Source organism: Mycoplasma milvi (assembly GCF_048284715.1).
Lineage (GTDB): Bacteria > Bacillota_I > Bacilli_A > Mycoplasmatales > Metamycoplasmataceae > Mycoplasmopsis.
Genome location: NZ_JBLWAH010000003.1, coordinates 55,822 through 68,118 on the forward strand (window position 1 = coordinate 55,822; position 12,297 = coordinate 68,118).

The window sequence follows — 12,297 nt, forward strand, 5'->3', positions numbered from 1 at the left end:
AGGAGACTAAATGATTGAAGTTCAAAATTTAAGTAAGATTTTTAGTGATAAAAAGTTATTTGAAAATGTTAATTTAAAGTTTACTGAAGGTAATACTTACGGAATAATTGGAGCCAATGGTGCTGGAAAATCTACATTTTTAAAGATAATTGCAGGTCAAATGGAAGCTTCTGGTGGAAATATTGTAATTGAAAAGAATAAACGTATTTCAGTTCTTTCTCAAGATCACAACGCTTATGATGACATGAATGTTACTGAAGTTGTTATCATGGGAAATACAGATTTATACCAAATTAAAGAAGAAAAAGATGCCATTTACATGAACCCTGATGCAACTGATAAAGATTATGAACGTGCAGCAGATTTAGAAGAAAAATTTGGAATGTTAGGTGGATGAACTGCTGAAAATGATGCACAAGAATTACTAGCTAACTTACATATACCTAAAGAAAAATGAGAAGTGCCAATGCGTGAATTAACAGCTAACCAAAAAATTAAGGTACTTTTAGCTAAAGCTTTATTTGGTAATCCAGATATCTTAATCATGGATGAACCAACTAACCACCTTGATTTAAGAAGCATCAGATGACTTGAAAACTTTTTAATTGACTATCCAAATGTTGTTATAGTCGTATCTCACGATAGTGACTTCTTAGATGCTATCTGTACTCACATTGTGGATATTGATTATAATGAAGCTAAAATTTATACAGGTAACTATAGCTTTTGAAAAGAATCATCAGAATTAGCACGTGAAATGATGAAACAATCAAACTTGAAAAAAGAAGCTCAAATTGAAAAACTAAAAGACTTTATTGCTCGTTTTAGTGCTAACGCTTCTAAATCACGTCAAGCTACTTCACGTAAGAAAGCACTTGAAAAAATTTCACTTGATGAAATTAAACCTTCTAACCGTAAATATCCATATGTACGTTGAGAAATGAATCGTGATCATGGAAAACAAATTTTAAATGTAGAAGATTTAACTTACATAAATGATAAGGGTGAAACAGTCTTTGAAAAAGTCTCATTCTCATTAAAACCAGGTGAAAAAATGGTTATCGTTGGAGAAGATGACATTGCTAAAACAAAATTCTTAGAATGTTTACTTGGTATTACTAAACCAACAAGTGGAACTGTAGAATGAGGACAAACAATTACACCTTCATACTTTCCAAATGAAAATTCAAAATATTTTGATACTGATGAAAATATTTTGGAATGAATTTCAAAATGGCCTTTAGAAAATAAAGAAAAAGAAAATCGAGAAAATGACGATGCACGTATGCGTGGATTTTTAGGACGTATGTTATTTAATAATGACTCTGTCTTTAAAAAAGTTAGGGTAACTAGTGGGGGTGAAAAAGCTAGATTAATGTTTTCTCGCATGATGTTACTTGAATCAAACTTTATAATATTAGACCAACCTTTAGACCACTTAGATGCTGAATCAATTGACTCAGTTATTGAAGGCGTTAAAAATTTCAAAGGTGGAGCAATCTTTACTACATATAATAGAGCCTTTGTTAACCAATGTGCTGATGTAATTCTAGAACTTCAATCACCTAAGAAAAGCTTTATTTTCAGAGGAAGTCTGGAAGATTATGAAGCTATCATGAATGAGGAATAAGCATGAATCGATTCTTTGTAACTAAGCAAAGTGAAAATGGATTTGACTTAGATCCAGAAATCATTAAACATATAAAGGTAATTAGAGCACAAGATAAACCTTTTATATGTGTTTATCAAAATGAATTTTATCAATGCTTACTAGAAGGTAATCAAGCCAAAATTCAATTTAAGCTAGAACAAGACCATGAATTAAAATATGAAGTAATTTTAGCTATTAGTGTGATAAAACTAGATCGCTTTGAGTGAGCGCTGCAAAAAGCCACTGAACTAGGAGTTACTAAAATTATCCCAATGCTAACTCAATATACTCAACATGATTTAGTTAAATATAATAAATTTGAAAGCAAATACGATCGCTTTCAAACAATTTTACAAAATGCAGCTGAACAAAGCTTTCGTAATAAAATTCCGCAGTTAGCACCTTTAACAAAATTTGAAGATGTAATCAAAACTAATGAAATTACTAAATATATCGCACATGAAAAAATTGCTACTTCAGTTGCATTGCCTCAACCAATTGATCAAGATGTACTCTTTTTAGTTGGGCCAGAAGGTGGCTTTAGTGAAGAGGAAATTGCTTTAGCTCAACAATACCAAGTTAGCCCAGTTTCACTAGGAAGTCGTATTTTAAGAGCTGAAACAGCTGCTATTTATTTATTAAGCCAAATAAAAATTCAATAAATAAATTAAAAAGATATAAAAAGCCTTATTTTTAAGCAAAAATAGATAATTAAAAAATATTAGTTTATTAGTTTTTGTGTGTTATAATTAATAAGCAATTTAAAAAATTAACCGAAACCTAAATAAATTTATAGTTAACGTAGGAGGATTAGCATGAGACAAACTACAATAGTAAATACTCAACAAGCTAACAAAAAATGATATGTTGTTGACGCTGAAGGACAAGTACTTGGTCGTTTAGCTGCACAAGTAGCATCAGTATTAAGAGGAAAAAACAAACCAACATTTACACCTAATGCAGATATGGGTGATAACGTAATTATTATCAACGCTGAAAAAGTTGTTTTATCAGGTAATAAAGAAGAAGATAAGATTTATTACTCACACTCAGGATACCCTGGTGGACTTAAATCTATCACAGCTGCTAAATTAAGAGTTAAAAGACCTACAGCTATTATTGAAAAAGCTGTTAGCGGTATGCTTCCACACACAAAGTTAGGAAACAAACAACGTAGAAACTTATTCGTTTACGCTGGACCAGATCACAAACACGCAGCTCAAAATCCAGAAAGATTAGAGGTTAAATAATTATGGCTAATAACAATGTAATGTACCGTGGTTTAGGAAGAAGAAAATCATCAGTTGCTCGTGTAAGACTTACACCAGGAACAGGAAAATTCACAATCAACAACCGTGATGCTAGAGATTACTTAACATCTGATATCTACTTAAAAGATGCCAACCAACCATTTGTTTTAACAGAAACATTTGGAACATTTGATGTTAGTGTAAACGTAACTGGTGGGGGACTTAGCGGACAAGCTGGAGCAATTAGATTAGGAATCGCTCGTGCTTTATTAGAAGCTAACGTAGATTACCGTGCTGCTCTTAAAGCTGCAGGAATGCTTACAAGAGATGCTCGTGCTAAAGAACGTAAAAAACCAGGTTTACGTGCTGCACGTCGCGCAAGACAATTCTCAAAACGTTAATAAACTTAATAATTTTTGTATGCATAATAATATTTTATGGTATAATATGCATACATATTTGCGAGCGTAGCTCAGCTGGTTAGAGCACACGACTGATAATCGTGAGGTCGATGGTTCGAGTCCATTCGTTCGCACCATTTCAAGAAATTGACCAATCACTTCTTACTCTTGTAGTAAGAAGTTTTTTGTTGCTTTTTATATGTGCTTAATTTTTAGTTAGCAATAATTAAAAACATAGTCAGTATCTTTAATACAGGAGATTATGTTTTATATCTATAATAAATTACTTTTTATTAAAATAAAAAACACATTCCTTTACTTACTTGGAATGTGTTTAAAATTTTTATTCTTCAACATCTAAAACTTCTTGTATTTTTAATTCATCATGTAATTCATTATTAGCTGTAAATAATATTATTATGGTTAAGATAAGATTTAGACCACTACAGCTAAAAATAATTCATGATCATTTTACATAATTTCATTTATAAGTATAAGTTAAATTGTCTGTTGCATGTTCTGATTCATAATGTTTCAAAGTCATTAATGATAAATAGCTTAATAGTTTAATATTAATAAATAAAGCAACAATAAATAATATTAGATCTATTATTCCTAAAGGAATAACAACTATTAAGAATGTAGAAGCACTATATGGATCATCTTTAGTAACGAGTCAAACTATTAATATAATTAAGCCAAATATTATCATAGCAAACCATAGAGTAAGTAAACTTTTCAGAAGCTTACAAATGACTCTGAGAAGTTCGCTTTCTTTATTGATTGGTAATTTAATGACTGGTTCAATAGCTTCCTCAGCATCATTAGCTATGTTATCTATTTTTTCTTTAGAATTATTTTCATCACTAGCAGGTGATTTGTCTTTTTTCACAATTATTCACGTACAAAGACCAATAATAGCTAATATAGATAATATTATGGGTGCAATTATTCACATTAGACCTCCTTTTTGTTTAATAGTTAAGTTTTGAAAACAATTAATGTTTAATTCAAAGGTGTAATATACACTTTAAAATTCTATCGGTTTTTGAAAATAAAACATATATTATTTTTTGTACTATTAATAGTTATCACTATATAAAGTGAAATATTAAAGAAAATAAATTGTAAGCATGTCATTTTTAAATAAATAAGTTTCTCATATAAGGGTATAAAATAATTAAATATTGTTTATTTTTTTGTCTATAACTTTATATAAATATGAATTAGATTCAACCTAAATACATCTTCCATTTAAGCTTTTTATAAAAAAGGTATAAAAAAAGCTTCTTTTCAGAAGCTCCGGTCAATTTCTTGAAATGGTACGCCCTAGAGGATTCGAACCTCTGACCCAATGGTTAAAAGCCATTTGCTCTACCTGCTGAGCTAAGGGCGCAGATATTGGTGCCCAGGACTGGACTTGAACCAGCACGGTATTGCTACCGAGGGATTTTAAGTCCCTTGTGTCTACCATTCCACCACCTGGGCAACGTGTTTTTGCTTGTTGCTTAAGTATTATAACATAAGAATTTTTTTTCAAACATTTTTTTTAATTTTTTTTATTCAATATGTTACTATATAGATATGCAAAAAGAAATCCAAGTAAAAATTGAAATTCAAAAGAATTCAAGAATTAAATACGAATACAACAGAAAAACTAAACAAATTGAAGTAGACAGAATACTAAGAGGAGATTTTGTTTACCCATGTAATTATGGTTTTGTTCCTAATGCATTAGACTGAGATGGAGATGAACTTGATGTTTTACTTTACTCAGAAGAAACATTCATGCCAGGAGTATCATTAAATGCAAGAATTATTGGAGCTATGAAAATGATTGACGATGGTGAAACAGATACTAAATTAATTGCTGTTCATGCAGATGATTATAGACTTGATCACATTCAATCATTAAAAGACCTTCCTTTACCATTCTTAGACACAGTTAAAACATTCTTCTCAACATATAAAAACTGAAAACGTGAAGGTATAACTTCAGTTGATGGATTTGAAGATGTAACATGAGCTATGGCTGAATACGATGAATGTGTTGAACTAATGAATAAATATGGAGACATGGATAAAAAAGACTTTATTAAGCTAATGCAAGAAAAACATCCAGAAAAATATCAATTTTAATTACCTGTAAGCCCTAAATTTAGGGCTTTTTCTTTAATTTAGATACTTTATTATTAAAAAAATAATTTTTTAAGCATTTTTATTTTTGCAAATAAAACTTAAAAAATGTTGTTTATGCCTTAAAAATAGGCTAAAAAGTTCATTTTTCCTTTATTTTTCAAAATGTGGAACAAAAATAAACTTATTTCCACATTCTGTCTTCAGGGGCTTCTAATTCTATATAATAATAGTGAACAAATTAGTACTAATAAAAAAATATGATTTGTTCGAAGAAATTAATTAATTAATTATATATCGGAGAATTATGAAAAAATTTAAATCATTACTAATGGCATTTGCTGGAATTTCAGCTGCTACATTACCTATTGTTGCAGGTTCATGTGGCGGAACAGGTAGCAAAGCAGAGGGAAACCAAGCTAAATATATTGCACCAAATGAACGTGTTACAAAAGGTGTTATTAAATTAAATGAACAATTAACAGATAAAATTCAAGCTTTAGAATCATTGCCTTCAATTGCATTCGTTACAGAATCAGGAGGAATTTTAGATCAATCATTTAACCAATCAGGATGAGAAGGACTTTTAGACTTAATTGACCAATTTAAAGCTGCTGGTAAAAACCTAGTTGCTAAACCAATTGAACCTACAGTTGGTGCTGCATTAGTTGACCAATACAATGCATTATTAGATTCAAAAACACAAATCTGAATTTTATCAGGGTATGCACATGGTGACTTTTTACCAGACTTTATTAACCAAAACTCTGAAAGATTAATTGCAAACAAAGTTAAAATCATTGGATTAGACTATGCAATCGCTCCAGATAAAATTAAAGTTCCATTTAAAGACTTATACACAGTAACATACCAAGTTCAAGGACCTTCATATGTTGTTGGGCAAGCAATCGCTGATTACTTAAACACATACTCAATAACAAATAAAACAACTACAACATTCGGTGGTGGTGACTATGATGGTGTTACAGCATTTATGAATGGATATGTAAAAGGTATCTACTCATTTGACAAGGCTAATGCAAATGCTAAAGTCAAAGTATTAACATCAGGCTCAGACAATAAACTTGAAATTAACTCAGGATTTGAATCAGATCCTAAAATGCAATCAGCTATTACACAAGCTGTTGCAACAAATGCTAAAGTTATTTTACCGGTTGCTGGTACAGCTACAGCTATTTTGAAAACACAATTAGAACAATCTAATGCACAAGGTACTGTAATTATTGGTGTTGATGCTGACCAATCAAGAGCATTCCCATCAGCAAAAGGATTATTCATTACTTCAATTACTAAGAACTTAGGTCAATCAGTTTATGATGCTCTTCTATATACAATCTTCGGATTAAACAATTCAGCTAATACATTTGATACAGCTGCTACAACAGTGCAAACTTTAAATGGTACACTTCAAAACAATTGAGTTGGATATGCACAAAGTACATTAACAAATGAAGAACAAAGAAACTTTGTTAACACAAAATTAGAAGAATACAAAACAAAATTCTTAAGTGCAAACCAAGAAACAAAAGATTATGTATACACAAACAGTACAATGCCAGGACAAGCAGCACAAGATAATGTTAACGGTGTTAATGTTGCTGATGCAGTTGTTAAAGAAATTGAAAAATTAGCTAAATAGTTTTGTTAAAAAAGGAAAAGCTCAAGGGCTTTTCTTTTTTATACATTTCACTTATTCCTCAACCTTTTTTAAAATAAAAAAACATTTTTTAATGTATAATTTAACTAAATAAGGTAACTTATTTTTAATTTTAGAAAAGAGGAAAATGAAAACAACTGTTAACGCTATTGAATTCATTAATATTTCTAAATCTTTTGGCTCAATTAAAGCCAACAGAGATATTTCCTTTTCTGTCAAAAAAGGTACTATCCATGCATTAATTGGTGAAAATGGTGCAGGAAAAAGTACTTTAATGTCAATTTTATTTGGTTTATATGAACCCGATGAAGGAATTATCAAAGTTAATGACAAAGAAGTATTAATCTCTGGACCTAACGATGCTAACAAACTTGGTATTGGTATGGTGCACCAACACTTTAAACTTGTTGATGTATATACAAACCTTGAAAACATTGTTTTAGGAACAGAAGATAACAAAAAGTATTCAAGAGTAATCGACTATAAACCTGCTATCGAAAAAATTAAAACAATTCAAGACATGTTTGATTTGCATTTTGATTTAAATCGCTTAACAGGAAAAGAAACAGTTGCGACTCAGCAAAAAGTCGAAATCATGAAAATGTTATATCGTGATTCTGAAATTTTAATTTTTGATGAGCCTACAGCTGTTTTAACAGATCAAGAAATCCAAGGTCTTTTAAACACATTCAAATTGTTTAGAGGTCAAGGTAAAACCATTCTATTTATTTCGCATAAACTTGCTGAAATTAAAGAAGTAGCGGACAATGCTACTGTTTTAAGACACGGCCAAGTTAAAGGTAACTTTAAAGTAGCTGACGTTTCAATTGAAGAAATGGCTAATCGTATGGTTGGTGGAGAAGTTGAAGTTACAAGAAACACATATTCCGACACTTCAAACAATGAAGTTATTTTAAGCCTAAGAAATGTTACAACTAATGGAGAAAAACCATTACGCAACTTATCTCTAGACATTAAAAAAGGTGAAATTGTTGCTATTGCTGGTGTTGAAGGTAATGGGCAAAGAGATCTAGAGTATGTAATAAGTGGTATGATTAAACCTGTTTCTGGTAATATCTTATTAAGACAAACAGATTTAATTAAGCAAAAATCTAAAGAAGTTTACAAGAAGAAAAAGCTTAAAAACATATCACTATTTTTAAGCACACTATTGATGCTTTATATATCATTAGTTATGTTCTTCTCACCAATAAATGAAATATCTCAAAAAACAATTTTTTACATTTTAGGTGGTACTTTTGCTTCTTTTGGATTGATTTTAGCAATTATATTAATTATTGAACTTGTTAAGGAAATGAAAGGAAGCAAGAAATCAGATCAAACATTTATTGAATTAAATCAATTAAATGTAAAAGAAATTTCCGAACTTGGATTAAGTTTCATCCCTAGTGATAGACATAAGCATGGTTTAGCATTAGATTATACAATTAAAGAAAATACTGTTTTACGTAGATTGTGGGATAAAAAATACAATCGCTTTGGTATTTTTAAAGACAAACCAATTGCTGATGAAACAAAAGATATCATAGAAAAATTCGACGTACGTGGAGCTAGAAAGGGATATTCACAAGCTCGTTCACTTTCAGGTGGTAACCAACAAAAATTCATCGTTGGTCGTGAAATGAATTCACCACACGATTTCATTTTAATTCTTCAACCAACACGTGGATTAGATGTTGGTGCTATTAAAAATATTCACGAAAGAATTTTAAAAGAAAAAGAAGCTGGTAAAGCTATCTTACTTATTTCATATGAATTAGATGAAGTTCTTGCTTTAGCTGACAAGATAGCTGTTTTAAATACTGGTGAAATTGTTGCATGCAAAGATGCAAAAGATTTAACACGTACAGAAATAGGATTATATATGGCTCACAAGGGAGGAGATGAAAATGACAAATAGTTTAAAACAACCAAACAGTTTTACAAAAACACTTGTTTCTTCTCTTGAAAAGACTAGAAAATATTTTATGTTTGAAGATAAAAAATCAAACAGAAGAAAATTCTATTCTTCATTATGAGCAGTTGTTATTGGACTGTTTTTAGCAAATATTTTATACTATGCAGTAGGTTCAGGTACATCAGATGGTAGTTTAAACTTCTTTTCTTTCTTTATTGATGTATTTAATTTCGCAACAGGACCCTCAACATTTAGAAATACTATTATATTCTTTATAGTTTTCGCATTTTCTGGATTGGCTGTAGCTATTGGATTTAAATCGGGATTATTTAACATTGGTGTTCCTGGTCAAATGCTACTTCCAGGTGTCATCTTCTTTGCTGTTTTAATCAGCTCAAGACTACCAAAAGATGACATTTCAGCTTCATATCTTGTTGGAATGTTCTTCCTTTCAATTATTGTGGGGGGAATTGCTGGTGGATTATCAGGGGTTTTAAAAGCCTTCTTCAATGTTCACGAAGTTATTTCAACAATCTTTATTAACTGAATTATTACATTTATTTCAATTTGAATTTTTACTTCAACAAACAATGTTCTATTCAGTCCAGATGCTCCAAGTAGTTATATTAAACAATGACTTAACCCACCATTTGGAACGAGTGTTATCTTAATTTCAAATGAATTAGTTAATAACTTTATTTACTTTGGTATAGCATTTGTAGTTCTTTTAATGTTAGTTATTTGATTTATTTACTCAAAAACAACATTAGGATATAAGATTAAAATGGTTGGATTAAATAAGACTAATGCCAAATATGTTGGAATTAATGAAAAATTAATGATCATTTTAATTATGTTTGCATCTGGTGCTTTATCAGGTATTGCTGGGTTCTACTATATAGTTATCCAACAAAAGAAAGTATCATTAGCAGCAGCTCCATTAAATATTGGATTTGACTGTATAGCTATTGCTCTTATTGCATTAAATAATCCAATCGGAACAGTATTTACATCTATTTTATATGCATTCTTAAATGCTGCACAGCCAGGATTCCAAGCAGTAAGAAGTATTTCTCGTGACTTCAGTCCTATTATCACTGGGCTTATTGTTTTTATGGCTGCTTTATCATTAATGTTCTATTCATTTAGACCTTTAGAATGAATTAGAAAACAAGCAGTTCTAATGTTCCACAAGGAATATTGAGAAAACTTCAAGATATATCATAGACTTGTGCATAAAACACATAAGCAAAAAGCATGAGACAAACAATTAATTTTCTTAACAAACCAATGAATGGAACAAAATTCTAAAAAAGCAGAATCATTAATTAACAATGATACTCTTGCTGCTTATGACACAGATTCCGTACATGTAGTTAAACATTTATACAATAAACTTGTTAAGAACGCAAGAAAAGAAAACAATGAAACTTTAGTTAATAATCTAAAAGTTGAATATGCAAATTACAACGAATTCATTAAAGAAATGTCAAAAGAATTCTTTAAAGAATATGAACAAAATGTTGTACAAGCAAAAAGTAAATTAAAAGCTTTAAATGTTAAATATGCATCTGATGTTAAAAACTTAAAATCAAATAATTCTTCAATTATTAAAGAAGCAGCTAAAAACAAACAAGTTAGTCCTGAATTAGCTGAAAAAATTAATGCCTACTATTTAGAAATTAATAAAATTACATCAGATTATGAAACTGAATATTTAGACCTATTAAGTAAAATTAAAAATATTACATATCATAAAAAGACTAAAATTGCAGCTAAATCAATTAGTGTTCGTAAGAATGAATACAAATATTTATTGAAACAATATGAAAATAAGGTATCTAAATTACTTGTTTCATTAAAAGATAAAACACCAGATGAAAAGATGGCAATTTATGATGAAATTTCAAAATTAAAATTTGAATTATATAAGAATAAAGATAGTTTAGGCCTTAATAGAGTTATTGAACTTAAGAATATTCAAAAAGCTGAAAAAAGAAATGCAAAACAAATTTACAAAGCACTTAAAAACAGAATCTTTAACGATTTTCATGAAAAACACTTTAAAACACCATATCATAACTTTGTCATGAAATATGTGCCTATGTTAAATGAAGAAGGGGAGGCAATTTAATATGGCTGATATAACTCCAATTATCACTTATTTTATTTTCTTCTTTTTACTATTAATGCTTGGCACAATTTCAGGGATTTTCTCTGAAAGAGCAGGAATTGTTAACATAGCAATTAATGGTTTCATGGTCTTTGGTGCTGTTATGTATTTAGCATTTTCAGTATTAGTGACAAATGTAATTTTCCCTAATTCACCAGAAATTTACTCTTCGCCTTATTGACAAATACCTCTTACAATAGTATCGGTATTGGCAACAATGGTATTCTCACTATTATTTGGATTCGCTACAATTAAATTAAAAGCAGAACAAACAATTTCAGGTTTTGCTATTAACGTTTTTGCCACAGGTATCGCTTCAATCTTAATACTTGTGCTCACAAGATTGCAATTATCAGGTAACTTCGTTCAATTAAAAAGAAATGAATTAGCTTTAAATGCTTCATTTGCTAACTACGGTAATATACTTTCATTTAAAACATTTGTTTCAGTGTTTACAATCATAGCTTCATGATTTGCTTTAAGAAAAACGAAATGAGGACTTAGATTTAGAGCTATTGGGGAAAATCCTCAAGCAGCTGATGTAGCTGGAATTAATGTTAACAAAATTAAATGAGAAGCTGTACTATTAGCAGGTGCTATCGCTGGTCTTGCTGGTTCATTTTATGGAGTTGTTAACCCTGACTCATTATCAGCCACAAAAGAAGTTAATGGTTATGGTTATTTAGCTCTTGCAATTATGATCACTGCAAGATGAAAGATTTCAATTTCATTAATTGTATCAACATTATTTGCTGCGTTAATGTCACTATCATACTATGGTGTAAACTTACTAAATGCAGGAAGATATGGAGACTTGTTAAAGACAATTCCATATATTGTAACACTTGTAATTATGGTGTTCACTTCAAAATCAAATGTTGGGCCTGCCGCAGCTGGAATACCATACGATAAATCAAAACGTTAGAATTAAAAATGTTTAGGTATTTTACCTGAACATTTTTTATTAAAAGTAAATTTATTTGAGAAAATTATTTTATTTTATAAAGCTGATTTTGCTTAAATTTATATCTGCTTGATAATCTATACAGAAATTAGTATATAGATCTTTTATAAAAATAACTGATAGTTA

10 protein-coding genes and 3 tRNA genes are annotated in these 12,297 nt (G+C 29.8%); 10 read left to right on the forward strand and 3 right to left on the reverse strand.

Annotated elements, in window-relative coordinates; genetic code table 4:
* The first annotated feature begins 10 nt into the window (after positions 1-10).
* The 5 genes from ACNQ13_RS01880 (at position 11) to ACNQ13_RS01900 (ending at position 3,439) form a co-directional block, all read left to right on the forward strand.
* A complete protein-coding gene (locus ACNQ13_RS01880; protein WP_418018846.1) occupies positions 11-1,630 on the forward strand; it encodes an ABC-F family ATP-binding cassette domain-containing protein in 1,620 nt (539 codons plus the stop codon).
* Between the two features lie 2 nt (positions 1,631-1,632).
* Positions 1,633-2,313, forward strand: coding sequence for a 16S rRNA (uracil(1498)-N(3))-methyltransferase (locus ACNQ13_RS01885; protein ID WP_416741643.1), 681 nt, complete (start codon positions 1,633-1,635; stop codon positions 2,311-2,313).
* Positions 2,314-2,466: 153 nt separating this feature from the next.
* Complete coding sequence (gene rplM, locus ACNQ13_RS01890; protein ID WP_416738470.1) at positions 2,467-2,901, forward strand: 50S ribosomal protein L13; 435 nt, start codon at positions 2,467-2,469, stop codon at positions 2,899-2,901.
* Positions 2,902-2,903: 2 nt separating this feature from the next.
* Positions 2,904-3,302, forward strand: a complete 399-nt coding sequence (gene rpsI, locus ACNQ13_RS01895; RefSeq protein WP_416738469.1) for a 30S ribosomal protein S9 — start codon at positions 2,904-2,906, stop codon at positions 3,300-3,302.
* Positions 3,303-3,362: 60 nt separating this feature from the next.
* Positions 3,363-3,439, forward strand: a tRNA-Ile gene (locus ACNQ13_RS01900).
* 206 nt (positions 3,440-3,645) lie between these two features.
* On the opposite strand, the gene ACNQ13_RS01905 is transcribed toward ACNQ13_RS01900, so the two are convergent.
* The 3 genes from ACNQ13_RS01905 to ACNQ13_RS01915 all read right to left on the reverse strand — a co-directional run bounded on the left by ACNQ13_RS01905 (position 3,646) and on the right by ACNQ13_RS01915 (position 4,790).
* Positions 3,646-4,260, reverse strand: a complete 615-nt coding sequence (locus tag ACNQ13_RS01905; RefSeq protein WP_418035560.1) for a hypothetical protein — start codon at positions 4,258-4,260, stop codon at positions 3,646-3,648.
* Between the two features lie 362 nt (positions 4,261-4,622).
* A tRNA-Lys gene (locus ACNQ13_RS01910) sits at positions 4,623-4,698 on the reverse strand.
* Positions 4,699-4,704: 6 nt separating this feature from the next.
* Positions 4,705-4,790, reverse strand: a tRNA-Leu gene (locus ACNQ13_RS01915).
* Positions 4,791-4,886: 96 nt separating this feature from the next.
* Between ACNQ13_RS01915 and ACNQ13_RS01920 the strand changes: the two genes are divergently transcribed.
* The 5 genes from ACNQ13_RS01920 (at position 4,887) to ACNQ13_RS01940 (ending at position 12,132) form a co-directional block, all read left to right on the forward strand.
* The gene (locus tag ACNQ13_RS01920; RefSeq protein WP_416741641.1) at positions 4,887-5,441 is read left to right on the forward strand and encodes an inorganic diphosphatase; all 555 of its coding nucleotides are present in this window, start codon (positions 4,887-4,889) and stop codon (positions 5,439-5,441) included.
* Between the two features lie 304 nt (positions 5,442-5,745).
* Positions 5,746-7,098 carry a BMP family ABC transporter substrate-binding protein gene (locus ACNQ13_RS01925; RefSeq protein ID WP_418018851.1) on the forward strand — a complete coding sequence of 451 codons (1,353 nt, stop codon included), beginning with the start codon at positions 5,746-5,748 and terminating at the stop codon, positions 7,096-7,098.
* A gap of 145 nt (positions 7,099-7,243) precedes the next feature.
* A complete protein-coding gene (locus ACNQ13_RS01930) occupies positions 7,244-9,037 on the forward strand; it encodes an ABC transporter ATP-binding protein (protein WP_416741639.1) in 1,794 nt (597 codons plus the stop codon).
* Positions 9,027-11,168, forward strand: coding sequence for an ABC transporter permease (locus tag ACNQ13_RS01935; RefSeq protein WP_416741638.1), 2,142 nt, complete (start codon positions 9,027-9,029; stop codon positions 11,166-11,168). Before ACNQ13_RS01930 ends, ACNQ13_RS01935 begins: the two co-directional genes overlap by 11 nt.
* 1 nt (position 11,169) lies before the next feature.
* Positions 11,170-12,132: an ABC transporter permease gene (locus ACNQ13_RS01940; protein WP_416741637.1), complete on the forward strand. Its 963-nt coding sequence runs from the start codon at positions 11,170-11,172 to the stop codon at positions 12,130-12,132.
* The last annotated feature ends 165 nt before the right edge of the window (positions 12,133-12,297 follow it).